Origin of the sequence: Pseudomonas sp. GW456-L13, from assembly GCF_017350115.1 — a bacterium.
Taxonomy (GTDB): domain Bacteria; phylum Pseudomonadota; class Gammaproteobacteria; order Pseudomonadales; family Pseudomonadaceae; genus Aquipseudomonas; species Aquipseudomonas jessenii.
In genome coordinates this window covers 2,011,774-2,026,368 of the sequence record NZ_JACNAS010000001.1, presented here as the reverse complement: position 1 = coordinate 2,026,368, position 14,595 = coordinate 2,011,774, and the positions used below count along the sequence as shown (strand labels likewise).

General features: G+C 59.6%; 12 protein-coding genes. 9 read left to right on the top strand and 3 right to left on the bottom strand.

The genetic code is table 11. The features are described 5' to 3' along the window. Positions 1–119: 119 nt before the first annotated feature. Positions 120–1,751, top strand: a complete 1,632-nt coding sequence (locus J4D25_RS09260; RefSeq protein ID WP_057716661.1) for a Na+/H+ antiporter — start codon at positions 120–122, stop codon at positions 1,749–1,751. A gap of 20 nt (positions 1,752–1,771) precedes the next feature. On the opposite strand, the gene dapC is transcribed toward J4D25_RS09260, so the two are convergent. From dapC to map, 3 genes are all read right to left on the bottom strand, one after another. Then, on the bottom strand, positions 1,772–2,971 hold the full coding sequence (dapC, locus tag J4D25_RS09255) for a succinyldiaminopimelate transaminase (RefSeq protein WP_057716176.1): 1,200 nt from the start codon (positions 2,969–2,971) through the stop codon (positions 1,772–1,774). Between the two features lie 199 nt (positions 2,972–3,170). Next, on the bottom strand, positions 3,171–5,873 hold the full coding sequence (locus J4D25_RS09250; RefSeq protein WP_057716175.1) for a [protein-PII] uridylyltransferase: 2,703 nt from the start codon (positions 5,871–5,873) through the stop codon (positions 3,171–3,173). A 41-nt stretch (positions 5,874–5,914) separates the two neighbouring features. After that, on the bottom strand, positions 5,915–6,697 hold the full coding sequence (map, locus tag J4D25_RS09245) for a type I methionyl aminopeptidase (RefSeq protein WP_057716174.1): 783 nt from the start codon (positions 6,695–6,697) through the stop codon (positions 5,915–5,917). A gap of 371 nt (positions 6,698–7,068) precedes the next feature. Between map and rpsB the strand changes: the two genes are divergently transcribed. From rpsB to rseP, 8 genes are all read left to right on the top strand, one after another. Further along, the gene (gene rpsB, locus J4D25_RS09240; protein ID WP_007978390.1) at positions 7,069–7,806 is read left to right on the top strand and encodes a 30S ribosomal protein S2; all 738 of its coding nucleotides are present in this window, start codon (positions 7,069–7,071) and stop codon (positions 7,804–7,806) included. Between the two features lie 189 nt (positions 7,807–7,995). Next, on the top strand, positions 7,996–8,859 hold the full coding sequence (gene tsf, locus J4D25_RS09235) for a translation elongation factor Ts (protein WP_008052779.1): 864 nt from the start codon (positions 7,996–7,998) through the stop codon (positions 8,857–8,859). A gap of 215 nt (positions 8,860–9,074) precedes the next feature. Continuing rightward, positions 9,075–9,818: a UMP kinase gene (pyrH, locus tag J4D25_RS09230; RefSeq protein WP_056720982.1), complete on the top strand. Its 744-nt coding sequence runs from the start codon at positions 9,075–9,077 to the stop codon at positions 9,816–9,818. Then, complete coding sequence (frr, locus tag J4D25_RS09225) at positions 9,815–10,372, top strand: ribosome recycling factor (RefSeq protein WP_008000041.1); 558 nt, start codon at positions 9,815–9,817, stop codon at positions 10,370–10,372. The genes pyrH and frr overlap by 4 nt, the downstream gene beginning before the upstream one ends. Before the next feature lie 13 nt (positions 10,373–10,385). Further along, the gene (gene uppS, locus J4D25_RS09220; RefSeq protein WP_057716173.1) at positions 10,386–11,141 is read left to right on the top strand and encodes a polyprenyl diphosphate synthase; all 756 of its coding nucleotides are present in this window, start codon (positions 10,386–10,388) and stop codon (positions 11,139–11,141) included. After that, positions 11,141–11,947 (top strand): phosphatidate cytidylyltransferase, encoded by an 807-nt coding sequence (locus tag J4D25_RS09215; RefSeq protein WP_057716172.1) that lies wholly within the window; start codon positions 11,141–11,143, stop codon positions 11,945–11,947. The genes uppS and J4D25_RS09215 overlap by 1 nt, the downstream gene beginning before the upstream one ends. Next, positions 11,944–13,134, top strand: a complete 1,191-nt coding sequence (gene ispC / locus J4D25_RS09210; RefSeq protein WP_057716171.1) for a 1-deoxy-D-xylulose-5-phosphate reductoisomerase — start codon at positions 11,944–11,946, stop codon at positions 13,132–13,134. The genes J4D25_RS09215 and ispC overlap by 4 nt, the downstream gene beginning before the upstream one ends. Positions 13,135–13,187: 53 nt before the next feature. Next, positions 13,188–14,540 carry a sigma E protease regulator RseP gene (rseP, locus tag J4D25_RS09205; RefSeq protein WP_057716170.1) on the top strand — a complete coding sequence of 451 codons (1,353 nt, stop codon included), beginning with the start codon at positions 13,188–13,190 and terminating at the stop codon, positions 14,538–14,540. The last annotated feature ends 55 nt before the right edge of the window (positions 14,541–14,595 follow it).

Sequence of the window (14,595 nt, the reverse complement as noted above, 5' to 3'; positions counted from 1 at the left end):
GAGCTCGCTCCTACAGGGGGTTGTAGTTCTGGCGTGCGACATTGGTGCAAGGGTCAGTAGACAGTCTAAGCGGCTAATATGGCACTTCAATGCTGTTGATCGTCCGGGAACCACGCTTTATGCAAACCGCTTATACCGTCCTGATACTGTTGATGCTGGTTGGCGTTTCGCGCCTGATCGGACGGGTGGTTCCGCTGCCGTTGCCGTTGGTGCAGATTGCCGCTGGGGCTTTGCTCGCCTGGCCGACCCTGGGCCTGCACGTGGCCCTCGACCCCGAACTGTTCCTGTTTCTGTTCCTGCCGCCGCTGTTGTTCTCCGACGGCTGGCGCATGCCCAAGCGCGAATTCTGGCACTTGCGCGGCCCGATCCTGACGCTGGCCGTGGGGCTGGTGCTGTTCACCGTGGTCGGCGCCGGGTATTTCATTCACTGGTTGCTGCCCGGTGTGCCGTTGCCGGTGGCGTTCGCCCTGGCAGCGGTGCTGTCACCGACGGATGCGGTGGCGGTGTCGGCCATTTCCCGCAATAGACTGCCGACGCCCTTGATGCACATCTTGCAGGGCGAGGCGCTGATGAACGACGCCTCGGGCCTGGTGACATTCAAGTTTGCCCTGGTGGCGGCGGTGACCGGTGTGTTCTCGCTGGCCAATGCCAGCCTGACGTTCGTGCTGGTCGCTGTCGGTGGCCTGGCGGTCGGGGTGGCCTTGAGTTGGCTGGTCGGCCGTCTGCGGGCGTGGATGATCGAGCGGGGCTGGGATGATCCGGCGACGCATGTGGTGTTCATGTTGCTGCTGCCGTTTGCGGCCTACGTGCTGGCCGAGCGCATGGAAGTGTCGGGCATCCTCTCGGCGGTGGCGGCGGGAATGATGCAGAGCTGGCTCGACCTGTTGCCGCGCCAGACCAACACGCGCTTGCTCAACCGAAGTGTCTGGTCGCTGCTGGAGTTCGCGTTCAACGGTTTGATCTTCCTGCTGTTGGGTTTGCAGTTGCCGGACATCATCAAGGCGGTGGCCAGTCACGAAACTTCGCTATGGCCGACGTTGTTGTATCGCGGGCTCGACGTGGTGGCGATTTTCCTGGTGCTGCTGGCTTTGCGGTTCGTCTGGGTGCAAAGCATCTGGCGATTGTCGGTACTGCTGCGGCGCTTGCGTGGCAAGGGTGAAGTGACCCGGGTGCCGACGGCGCGATCCTGTTGGTTGCTGACCGTGGGCGGCGTGCGCGGGGCCGTGACGCTGGCGGGTGTGATGTCGGTGCCGATGCTCATGGGCGGGAGCGCATTTCCCGAGCGCGATCTGCTGATTTTCATCGCCGCCGGGGTGATTCTGCTGTCGTTGATTGCGGCCTGCATCGCGCTGCCACTGTTGTTGCGTGGCATCGAAGCCAGTCCGGACGACAAGCGGCGCAACGAAGTGCGCGACGCCTGGCGCAAGACCGCCGAGGCGGCCATTCATGCGCTTGAGACAGAAGAGGTCAATCCACAGGACGCCGCCCAGTCCGCACTGGCCGTCGAACTCAAGGCGCGGATCATGTCCGAGTACCGACATCAGTTGGAGGTGTTCAACGACTCCGCTGAGGCGCAAGCCCTGGCGTTTCAGATGGACTTGCTGGAGCGGCGTTTGCGCTTGAAGGCGCTACGGGCGCAGCGCCTGGAGTTGTACAGCCTCAGTCGTCATCACCAGATTGGTGATGACGTGTTGCGTGAGGTGTTGGGGGAACTGGATCTGAGCGAGGCCAAACTCGGTCAGGTGAAGTAACACCTGCCCCCCGTGGGGGGTTATTTGCGGCGCTGGATGAAATCGCGAATCCGCTCGGCTGCTTCAACACACTCTGCCAGCGGCGCAACCAGCGCCATGCGCACACGCCCGGCCCCCGGATTGACGCCATCGACGTCCCGCGACAGGTAAGAGCCCGGCACCACGGTCACGTGCTCCTGCTCGAACAGGTCTCGGCAGAACGCGGCGTCGTCACCGGCGACATTCGGCCACAGGTAGAAACTGCCATCCGGACGCTGTACGTCCAGCACCGGGCTGAGGATTTCCAGCACCGCATCGAACTTCTCGCGATACAGCGCCCGGTTGGCGCGCACGTGCACTTCGTCATTCCACGCGGCAACGCTGGCCAGTTGGGTTTGAACCGGCATCGCACAGCCATGGTAGGTGCGATAGAGCAGGAAGCCCTTGAGGACGTCGGCATCACCGGCCACAAAGCCCGAGCGCAGGCCTGGCAGGTTCGAACGCTTGGACAGGCTGTGGAACACCACGCAACGCTTGAAGTCCTTGCGACCCAGTTCCGCGCAAGCGCTGAGCAGGCCTGGCGGCGGCGTTTGTTCGTCGAAGTACAGCTCGCTGTAGCACTCATCGGCGGCAATCACGAAGTCGTATTCGTCGGCCAGGGCAATCAGCTTTTTCAGGGTCTCGACCGGGATCAGGGCGCCGGTCGGATTGCCAGGCGAGCACAGGAACAGGATCTGGCAGCGTTTCCAGATGTCCGGCGATACGGCGTCGAAATCCGGGTTGAAGCCGTTTTCGTCCAGGCATGGCAGGTAATGCGGCTTGGCCCCGGCGAGGAACGCCGCGCCTTCGTAGATCTGGTAGAAGGGGTTCGGGCTGACCACCAGCGCGTCATCGCCACGGTTGACCACGGTCTGGGTGAAGGCGAACAGCGCTTCGCGGGTACCGTTGACCGGCAGCACGTTGCGCGCCGGGTCGATCCAGCCCTTGGGCACATCGAAGCGACGCTCGCACCATGCCGCGATGGCTTCACGCAGCTCCGGGATACCGAGTGTGGTCGGGTACACGGCCATTTTTTCCAGATTGCCGGCCAGGGCCTCGGCGACAAAGCTTGGCGAACGGTGTTTCGGCTCGCCGATGGACAGCGCGATCGGACGCTTGTCCGGATTGGGCGTCACGCTGCCGAGCAGAGCGCGGAGTTTCTCAAACGGGTAGGGCTGGAGCTGGGACAGAGCGTTGTTCATGGTGGCCTCGTTCAATGTGGGAGCAGGCTTGTGTGGCGAGGGGGCTTGCCCCCCGTTCGGCTGCGTAGCAGTCGTAAAACCATGGTGTGCGGTGTACCTGATACGCCGCGTTTGCAGGTTTTGGGGCCGCTCCGCGACCCAACGGGGGCAAGCCCCCTCGCCACAGGAAGTCCGTTGCCACAGGGGGAAATTTGTTAAGTCAGATGCTGATGCGCGACAGTTTGATATCAGGTTCCTGGTTGACGCTCAGTTGTTCGACGATCGCATCCTGCAGGCGGCTGCACAGCAACGGGTCGGACAACGGCTGATTGTTGGCGTCGGTGATGAAGAACACGTCTTCCACGCGTTCGCCGAGGGTGGCGATCTTGGCGTTCTGCAACGACAGATCGAACTCCAGGAAGATCGTGCCGATCCGCGCCAGCAGGCCCGGGCGGTCGGGTGCGGTGAGTTCCAGCACCGTCACCGGGCGTTGGGCGTCGTTATGGATCGTCACTTGTGGTGCAAAGGCGAAATGCTTGAGCTGACGTGGCACCCGGCGCTGGATGATGGTCGGGTAGTTGTCCGGGTTACGCAGGGCTTCGGTCAGACCCTCGCGGATCTGTTTGACCCGCGCCGGATTATCGCCAATCGAGTCGCCGTCGGTGTCGAGCACGATATAGGTGTCGAGGGTGAACTGGCTGCTGGAGGTGATGACCCGGGCGTCGTGAATGTTCAGGTTGAGCTGGTCCATCGTTGCCACGGTCACGGCAAAGAAGTCGTGCTGGTCCGGGGCATAGATGAAGATCTGCGTGCCACCTTCGAACTCGCGCTGGGTGGTTTCCTTGATCAGCACCAGTGGTCCGCCGTCGGCCGGTTGCTGGAGTATCGCGTCGCTGTGCCAGGCCACGTCGCCGGCGGTGTGGCGCAGGAAATAGTCATCACCCAACTGCGCCCACAATTGCTCGACATCGTCCGGGTCGGTGCCGCCGCGCACCAGGATATCCAGGGCGGCGCTCTGGGTCTGGCGGATCTGCTCTTCGCGATCCACCGGGTTCTCCAGGCCACGGCGCAAGGCGCGCTTGGTCTCGGTGTAGAGCTGGCGCAGCAGGCTGGCGCGCCAGGAGTTCCACAGGGTCGGGTTGGTGGCGTTGATGTCTGCGACAGTCAGCACATACAGGTAGTCGAGGCGGGTTTCGTCGCCAACGATCTGGGCGAAATCGTGGATCACCTGCGGGTCGGACAAGTCCTTGCGCTGGGCGGTGGTCGACATCACCAGGTGGTTTTGCACCAGCCACACGATCAGGCGACTGTCCCACGTGGGCAGTTGATGACGCTGGCAAAAGGCCTCGGCATCCACGGCACCGATGTCCGAGTGATCGCCATGCCGGCCTTTGCCGATGTCGTGGTACAGGCCGGCCATGTAGATCAGCTCGGGCTTGGGCAGCTTGCCCATGACTTTGCTGGCAAGCGGGAATTTTTCCGACACCTGGGTGTACTGCAACTTACGCAGGTGTTTGATCAGGTTCAGGGTGTGGGCATCGACCGTATAGATGTGGAACAGGTCGTGTTGCATCTGCCCGACGATAAAGCCGAATTCGGGCAGATAACGCCCAAGGATGCCGTAACGGTTCATTCGCCGCAGGTTGCGGTGGATGCCGATCTTGCATTTGAACAATTCGATAAACAGGCTGGTGTTGCGAATATCGTTGCGGAAGTCGTCGTCGATCAGGTGGCGGTGTTCCCGCAGCAGGCGAATGGTGTCGGCGCGCACACCCTTGATTTCGGGCTGCTGGGCCATCAGCACGAAGATTTCGAGCATGGCGAACGGCGTGCGGCGAAAGACGTTGTCGTTGCGTGCCTCGATGTAGCCGTCATGCAACTGGAAACGCGAGTTGATCGGCTGCGGTGGCGCTTCGTCTTCCGGTGCGAGGATGACTTCCTCGAAGTGCTGGATGATCAGGTCGCTGAGTTGGGCGATGCTCATGACCACCCGATAATACTGTTGCATGAAGTTTTCGATGGCTTGCTTGGCGTCGTCGCCTTTGAAGCCCAGCAACCCGGCAATGGTGCGCTGGTGATCGAACAGCAGGCGGTCTTCGGCGCGGCCGGCCAGCATGTGCAGGGCATAGCGAACCTTCCACAGGAACTCCTGGGAGGAGGCGAGCAGGGCGTTTTCGCTCTCTACCAGGAATCCTTCGCCTGCCAGTGCCCGCAGGTTCAGGGTGCCGTACTCGCGACGGGCCACCCACAGAATCGTCTGGATATCCCGCAGGCCGCCGGGTGAGCCTTTGACGTTGGGTTCCAGGTTGTATTCGGTGTCGTTGTACTTGTGGTGGCGAGCCTTTTGTTCGGCATGCTTGGCCAGGAAGAAGTCCTTGCTCGGCCACATGTGCCCGGTGCTGGTGACGTCCAGCATGCGCTGGCGCAAACGCTCGGGGCCGGCGATGGTGCGGCTTTCCATCAGGTTGGTGACGACCGTCAGGTCGGCGCGGGCCTCGACGGCGCATTCGTCGACCGAGCGAACGCTCTGGCCGACCTCCAGGCCGATGTCCCACAACAGCGTCAGAAAACGCTCGATGGAATCGCGGAAAACCTCGTGGTCGGCGCTGTCCAGAAGGATCAGCAAGTCGATATCGGAATAAGGGTGTAATTCGCCACGGCCGTAGCCGCCGACCGCGACCAGCGCGATGTCGGCGTCCTCGCTCCAGCTGAACTGCTCCCAGGCCTTTTGCAGGATGTTATCGACGAACCAGGCGCGATCCTCGATCAGCCGGCGAATGTCCCGGCCATTGCGAAAACGCGTGTCGAGCACTTCGCGGGCCTGACGGATCGCCTTCTTGAAGGCCGCGATCGGGCTTGCCTTCAGGGCCAGTTCAGCCTGGAACTGGCCGCGGTCGAAGAGTTCGGGATCCACCTGCGGCATCGATTGGCTTTCCTTTCTATAGGCGATGTACGGTAGCGGGATCAGGCCGAAACGCGAGGGATGGTGTCATCGCTGCGCAAGGTGAAGATCTCGTAACCGGTTTCGGTCACCAGCAGGGTGTGTTCCCACTGTGCCGAGAGCTTGCGGTCCTTGGTGATCGCGGTCCAGCCGTCGCCCAGTACCTTGGTGTCGGCGCGGCCCTGGTTGATCATCGGCTCGATGGTGAAGGTCATGCCAGCCTTGAGTTCCATGCCGGTGCCAGCGCGGCCGTAATGCAGGATCTGCGGCTCCTCGTGGAACACCTTGCCGATACCATGGCCGCAGAATTCGCGAACCACCGAGAAGCCGTTCTTTTCCGCGTGCTTCTGGATGATTTCGCCGATGTCGCCCAGGCGGCAGCCGGGTTTGACGATCTCGATCGCCTTGTACATGCATTCCTGGGTCACCTGGGACAGGCGCTCGGCCCAGACCGGTACGTTGCCGACGTGGAACATCCGGCTGGTGTCACCGTGGAAACCGTCCTTGATGACGGTGACGTCGATGTTCAGGGTGTCGCCATCTTTGAGCGGCTTGTCGTTTGGAATGCCATGGCAGACCACATGGTTGATCGACGTGCAGATCGACTTTGGATAGCCCTTGTAATTGAGCGGGGCAGGGATGGCTTTCTGCTCATTGACGATGTAGTCGTGGCAGATCTGGTTCAGTTGATCGGTGGTAACGCCCGGCTTGACGTATTCGGCAATCATTTCCAGCACATCGGCGGCCAGTTTGCCGGCGATACGCATTTTGGCGATATCCTCGGGGGTTTTGAGGGTGACGGTCATACAGGCTCTCTCTGCGCCAGGCGGCGCTTTCTAAACGGAAGGGGCAATGCGCGATCGAACTTCGCGGCCCTGAAAAATACGATTCTACCAGACGATCAGCGCAAATCTGCGGCTGTGTGCATCGCTTCTCTCTATAGAATGGTGCATTCTTGGCGGATTCCAAGGGGTGGAACAAAACGCTCGCCAGGATTTCAGAATCCGGGTTCCGTTTTGCCCTGTCTTGTGATATAAAATGCGCCGCTTTCCGGGGATGTCCCGGGAAGCCTAAATCCACACACGTGTCGACACGATGACCTGGGTGCCTTCAGCTGATGCTGCTGGTTGGTCATTGGGATACGTGGAGGCCAAACCCGACTTATTAAGGAACTATCATGTCCCAAGTCAACATGCGCGATATGCTGAAGGCCGGTGTGCACTTCGGTCACCAGACCCGTTACTGGAACCCGAAAATGGGCAAGTACATTTTCGGTGCGCGTAACAAGATCCACATCATCAACCTTGAAAAAACCCTGCCAATGTTCAACGAAGCTCTGACTTTCGTAGAGCGTCTGGCCCAGGGCAAAAACAAGATTCTGTTCGTCGGCACCAAGCGTTCCGCTGGCAAGATCGTTGCTGAAGAAGCAGCACGTTGCGGTTCGCCGTACGTCGATCACCGCTGGTTGGGCGGCATGCTGACCAACTTCAAGACCATCCGTGCTTCCATCAAGCGTCTGCGTGACCTTGAAGTACAAGCCGAAGACGGTACTTTCGCCAAGCTGACCAAGAAAGAAGCGCTGATGCGCACTCGTGACCTGGAAAAGCTGGATCGTTCCCTGGGTGGTATCAAGGACATGGGCGGTCTGCCAGACGCTCTGTTCGTTATCGACGTTGATCACGAGCGCATCGCGATCACCGAAGCCAACAAGCTGGGCATCCCGGTTATCGGCGTAGTCGATACCAACAGCAGCCCGGAAGGCGTTGACTACATCATCCCAGGCAACGATGACGCAATCCGCGCTATCCAGCTGTACATGGGTTCGATGGCTGACGCTGTCATCCGCGGTCGCAACAATGTTGCCGGCGGCACCGAAGTTTTCGTTGAAGAAGCTCCGGTAGCAGCAGCTGAGTAATTGACGCCTTGGCGTTGACTCAGTAAGCAAAAAGGGGGCTTGGCCCCCTTTTTGCCACCTCGAAAACCATTTGTCGGCGCCCACTGCTCTATCTGTAACGTGCGGCAGCTAACAAGGGTGGTTCGGGAAGAATTGATCGCCCGTTCGATCGGGTGGAATGGTTGAAAACCTATCCAAGAGGATTTTGAAATGGCAGAGATTACTGCAGCGTTGGTCAAAGAACTGCGCGAGCGTACTGGCGAAGGCATGATGGACTGCAAAAAGGCCTTGACCAAGGCTGGCGGCGACATCGAGAAAGCCATTGATGACATGCGTGCTTCGGGCGCCATCAAGGCTGCCAAGAAAGCCGGCAACGTTGCCGCTGAAGGCGCTATCGCCATCAAGGCTGACGACAAGGCAGCCGTGCTGCTGGAAGTTAACTCGCAGACCGACTTCCTGGCCCTGCAAGACGACTTCAAGAACTTCGTTGCTGCCTGCGTAGAAAAAGCCTTCGACGAAAAACTGACCGACGCAGCTCCGCTGATCGCCGCTCAGGAATCGGCTCGTGAAGCTCTGGTCGCCAAAGTAGGCGAGAACGTCAACATTCGTCGCCTGGTACGCGTAGAGGGCGACGTTGTCGGCACCTACCTGCACGGTAACAAGATCGGTGTTGCTGTTGTTCTCAAGGGCGGCGATGTTCAGCTGGCCAAAGAGATCGCCATGCACGTGGCGGCAAGCAACCCTGAGTTCCTGCTGCCATCGCAGGTTTCGCCAGAAGCCATCGAGCGCGAGAAGGGCGTTTTCCTGACCCTGAACGAAGACAAGATGAAAGGCAAGCCAGCTGAAATCGTCGAGAAGATGATCGCCGGCCGTATCACCAAGTTCCTGGCTGAAGCCAGCCTGGTAGAGCAAGCTTTCGTGATGAACCCGGAAGTCACCGTTGGTGCCCTGGCCAAGAAAGCCGGCGCTGAAATCGTTTCCTTCACTTACTTCAAAGTAGGCGAAGGCATCGAGAAGCCAGTGGACAACTTCGCAGAAGAAGTTGCTGCCCAGCTGGCTGCCGCCAAGCAATAAGACGGTTTTTTAACTGTCGCCCAGAAGAGGCTGCCCGCTCACGCGCGCAGCCTCTTTTCAGATGGGGTATCAATTTTTATTTGGTTTCCCTTTGGAACTGGCTTACAAAGCCATGTTCCGATGGCGCTGAAGCAGTGCCAAGCTAGAGTGAGCGTCAGCTGTAAAACAGCTCGCAAAGAATTTTTTTTTACAATACGCCGCAGGAGAGATTCGCAATGGCTCAGCAGGGCAGTGGTTATCAGGCTCGCTATAAACGCATTCTACTCAAGCTTAGCGGCGAGGCCCTGATGGGCTCGGAAGAGTTCGGGATCGATCCGAAAGTTCTGGATCGCATGGCATTGGAAGTTGGCCAGCTGGTCGGCATCGGCGTTCAGGTTGGTCTGGTTATCGGTGGTGGCAACCTGTTCCGCGGTGAAGCGCTGAGCAAGGCTGGCATGGACCGGGTCACCGGCGACCACATGGGCATGCTGGCCACTGTGATGAACGCCCTGGCGATGCGCGACGCCCTTGAGCGCGCCAACATCTCGGCCATCGTGATGTCCGCTATTTCCATGGTTGGCGTGACCGATCACTACGATCGTCGCAAGGCCATGCGTCACCTGAATTCCAAGGACGTGGTGATTTTCGCGGCCGGTACCGGCAACCCGTTCTTTACGACGGATTCGGCAGCCTGTCTGCGTGCAATCGAAATCGATGCCGATGTCGTGCTCAAGGCGACCAAGGTCGATGGTGTCTACACCGCTGACCCGTTCAAAGACCCGCATGCCGAGAAGTTCGATCATCTGACTTATGATGAAGTGCTGGATCGCAAGCTGGGTGTGATGGATCTGACGGCCATTTGCCTGTGCCGCGACCACAAGATGCCACTACGCGTATTTAACATGAACAAGCCCGGCGCCCTGCTGAATATCGTACACGGCGGCGCTGAAGGGACCCTGATCGAGGAAGGCGCACAATGATCAACGAAATCAAGAAAGACGCTCAAGAGCGCATGCAGAAGTCCGTGGAGTCGCTCGCGCACAACTTCGGCCGTATTCGTACCGGCCAGGCGCACCCGAGCATCCTGGAAGGTGTGATGGTGCCGTACTACGGCTCCGACACCCCGATCAAGCAAGTGGCCAACATCACCGTCAAGGACGCCCGTACCCTGCAAGTCGTTGCTTTCGAGCGCAACATGCTGGGTGCCGTCGACAAGGCGATCGGTAGCGCAGGTTTGAACCTGAACCCGACCAACCTTGGCGAGTTGCTGTTGATCTCCATGCCTGCCCTGACCGAAGAAACCCGCAAGGGCTTCACCAAGCAGGCTCGTGACGTCGCTGAAGATGCCCGTGTTGCCGTGCGCAACATCCGTCGTGATGCCAACAGCCAGCTCAAGGATCTGGTCAAGGAAAAAGAGATCAGCGAAGACGAAGAGCGTCGTGCGACTGGCGAGATCGACGATCTGACCAAGAAGTTCGTGGCTAAAATCGACGCGGATCTGGCGCAGAAAGAAAAAGACCTGATGGCCGTATAAGGGTCGCGTTTTCATGGAAAAGACTAAGCAGACTGCACCGTCCGCGGTGCCGCGCCATGTCGCGATCATCATGGATGGTAACAATCGCTGGGCGAAAAAACGCTTTATGCCAGGTGTCGCCGGGCATAAAGCGGGCGTGGATGCGGTACGTGCAGTCATTGAAGTCTGCGCCGAGGCCAAGGTCGAAGTGCTGACCCTGTTCGCCTTCTCCAGTGAGAACTGGCAACGTCCGGCCGATGAGGTCAGCGCTTTGATGGATCTGTTCTTCAAGGCGCTGCGTCGTGAGGCCAAGCGCCTCAACGACAACAACATCAGCCTGCGCATCATTGGTGACCGCTCGCGTTTTCATCCAGAGCTGCAGGCTGCCATGCGTGAAGCCGAGGCCATGACGGTTGGTGCCAATCGTTTTGTCCTGCAGATCGCCGCCAATTACGGCGGTCAGTGGGATATCGCGCAAGCTGCGCAACGACTGGCGCGAGAAGTTCAGGCCGGGCACTTGCGTCCGGAAGACATCACGCCTGATCTGCTGCAGACCTGCCTGGTCACGGGCGATCTGCCGTTGCCGGACCTGTGCATCCGCACCGGTGGCGAGCACCGCATCAGCAACTTCCTGCTCTGGCAACTGGCCTATGCCGAGTTGTATTTCTCCGACCTGTTCTGGCCGGACTTCAAACACGATGCCATGCGCAATGCGCTGGCCGATTTCGCTTCCCGCCAGCGCCGCTTCGGTAAAACGAGCGAGCAGGTCGAGGCTGGAGCCCGGGTTTAATGCTTAAACAACGAATCATCACCGCACTGATCCTGCTGCCGATTGCCTTGTGCGGATTCTTTCTGCTTGAAGGTTCCGGTTTTGCACTGTTCATCGGGCTGGTCGTGACCCTTGGTGCCTGGGAATGGGCGCGTCTGGCGGGTTTTGCCGCTCAAGCGTACCGCGTTGGCTATGCCGCTGTGGTCGCTCTGGTGCTGTTCCTCATGTACATCCTGCCCGGCCTCGCGCCTTGGGTATTGGGCGCTTCAGTGCTGTGGTGGGCAGTGGCGACGTATCTGGTGCTGACCTATCCGCGCTCGAGCGAGCAATGGTCCAGTGCGGCGACGAAGTTGGTGATCGGCCTGTTGATTCTTCTGCCGGCCTGGCAAGGTCTGGTGCAGATCAAGCAATACCCGCTGGGTAACTGGCTGATCATGGCGGTGATGGTGTTGGTGTGGGGGGCCGATATTGGCGCCTACTTCTCCGGTCGCGCTTTCGGCAAACGCAAGCTCGCACCACAGGTCAGTCCGGGCAAAAGCTGGGAGGGCGTGTACGGTGGTCTCGCGCTGAGCCTGGTGATTACCACAATCGTTGGTCTGGTACGCGACTGGACGGTGGCCGAGCTGCTCAAAGGGTTGATCGGTGCCGCGCTGATCGTGTTCATTTCGGTGGTGGGTGATCTCACTGAAAGCATGTTCAAGCGTCAGTCCGGGATAAAGGACAGCAGTAATCTCCTTCCGGGTCACGGCGGCGTGCTGGATCGTATCGACAGCCTGACGGCAGCGATTCCGGTGTTTGCGGTGCTGCTGTGGATGGCTGCACCATGAGCCGCCCACAACAGATTACCGTTCTGGGGGCGACCGGCTCGATTGGCCTGAGCACGCTCGACGTCATCGCTCGTCACCCTGATCGATATCAGGTCTTTGCCTTGACTGGCTTCACCCGCTTGAGTGAATTGCTGGCGCTCTGCGTACGCCATGTCCCGCGATTTGCCGTGGTGCCTGAGATCGCAGCTGCCCGCACCCTGCAAGATGATTTGCGCGCGGCGGGTCTCTCGACCCGTGTTCTGGTGGGTGAGGAAGGTTTGTGTCAGGTCGCTTCCGATCCGGAAGTCGATACGGTCATGGCGGCCATCGTCGGTGCGGCGGGTTTGCGCCCGACACTGGCGGCGGTGGAGACCGGCAAGAAGATTCTGCTGGCCAATAAAGAGGCGCTGGTCATGTCCGGCGCGCTGTTCATGCAGGCCGTGCGCAAGAGCGGTTCGGTGTTGCTGCCGATCGATAGCGAGCACAACGCCATTTTCCAGTGCATGCCGCTCGATTATGCCCGTGGCCTTGAGGTGGTTGGCGTACGTCGGATTCTGCTGACGGCTTCCGGCGGTCCGTTTCGACAGACGCCCATGGCGGAGCTGGCGAATGTTTCTCCCGATCAGGCGTGTGCTCATCCGAACTGGTCCATGGGGCGAAAAATCTCCGTCGACTCGGCCAGCATGATGAACAAGGGGCTTGAGTTGATCGAAGCCTGCTGGCTGTTCGATGCCAAGCCTTCGCAGGTGGAGGTGGTGATTCACCCGCAAAGTGTGATCCATTCGCTGGTCGACTACGTCGATGGTTCTGTTCTGGCACAGCTGGGTAATCCGGACATGCGCACGCCCATCGCCAATGCCCTGGCCTGGCCGGAGCGGATTGACTCGGGTGTTGCGCCGCTGGACCTGTTTGCCATTGCGCGGCTGGACTTCCAGGCGCCCGATGAAGAACGTTTTCCGTGCCTGCGTCTGGCTCGTCAGGCGGCTGAAGCGGGTAACAGCGCGCCAGCCATGCTCAATGCGGCGAACGAAGTGGCGGTAGCGGCATTTCTCGACGAACGGGTTCGTTACCCGGAAATCGCGAGTATCATCGAGGAAGTACTGAATCTGGAGCCCGTAGTGGCGGTGGATGATCTCGATGCAGTGTTCACGGCAGACGCGAAGGCCCGATTGCTGGCCGGACAATGGTTGAGCCGTCACGGGCGGTAAATGCTGCGGATAGTTGGCCCAGGCAGCAGCGGATAGGAATGCGGAGAAAGTAGATGAGCGCGCTCTATATGATTGTCGGCACCCTGGTCGCTCTGGGTGTGCTGGTTACCTTCCACGAGTTCGGCCATTTTTGGGTCGCGCGTCGCTGTGGGGTCAAAGTGCTGCGTTTCTCCGTAGGCTTCGGCATGCCTTTGCTGCGGTGGCACGACAAGCAGGGCACCGAATTTGTCGTCGCCGCCATCCCGTTGGGCGGCTACGTCAAAATGCTCGACGAGCGCGAAGGTGAAGTACCGCTCGATCAGCTTGATCAATCCTTCAATCGTAAATCCGTTCGTCAGCGCATTGCCATCGTAGCGGCGGGGCCGATTGCCAACTTCCTGCTGGCATTTACGTTCTTCTGGGTATTGGCAATGCTCGGCAGCGAGCAGGTGCGTCCGGTCATCGGCGCTGTCGAGTCCGGGAGTATCGCGGCCAAGGCAGGTTTGAGCCCTGGCCAGGAAATCGTGGCCATTGATGGTGAGGCGACTTCCGGCTGGGCGGCGGTGAACCTGCAGCTGGTGCGTCGCCTGGGCGAAAGCGGTTCGTTGCAGGTAGTGGTGCGCGAACAGGGTTCCACGGCCGACTCTCCTCGTGAACTTGCGCTGGACAAGTGGCTCAAAGGGGCTGACGAGCCCGACCCTATTCATTCGTTGGGGATTCGTCCGTGGCGTCCGGCATTGCCGCCTGTCCTGGCCGAGCTCGATCCAAAGGGGCCGGCCAAGGCTGCCGGCCTGAAGACCGGTGACCGGTTGCTCGCGCTCGATGGTCGTACGCTCGATGACTGGCAGCAGGTTGTCGATACCGTCCGTATGCATCCTGATACCAAAATCATGCTGCGGGTTGAGCGCGACGGTGCTCAGATCGACGTCCCGGTAACACTTGCCGCTCGCGGCGAGAGCAAGTCACCCAGCGGTTATTTGGGGGCAGGGGTGAAAGCGATCGACTGGCCGCCGGAGATGATCCGCGAGGTCAGCTACGGGCCATTGGCAGCAATTGGCGAGGGGGCTCGACGCACCTGGACCATGAGCGTGCTGACCCTCGATTCACTGAAGAAAATGTTGTTCGGCGAGCTCTCGGTAAAAAACTTGAGTGGACCGATAACCATTGCTAAAGTGGCGGGCGCTTCGGCCCAGTCGGGTGTTGCTGATTTCCTGAATTTCCTTGCTTATCTGAGTATTAGCTTGGGCGTTCTGAATTTGTTGCCCATTCCGGTACTGGATGGGGGGCATTTGTTGTTTTATCTGATCGAGTGGGTGCGTGGTCGTCCCTTGTCAGATCGGGTGCAAGGTTGGGGGATACAGATCGGTATCAGTTTGGTGATCGGGGTGATGTTGCTTGCTCTGGTTAATGATCTGGGTCGACTGTAACGCTTCGCTGAATTGCGAATCTGCCGCATTTTGCGGCAGTTTGTTTATTGCCAGT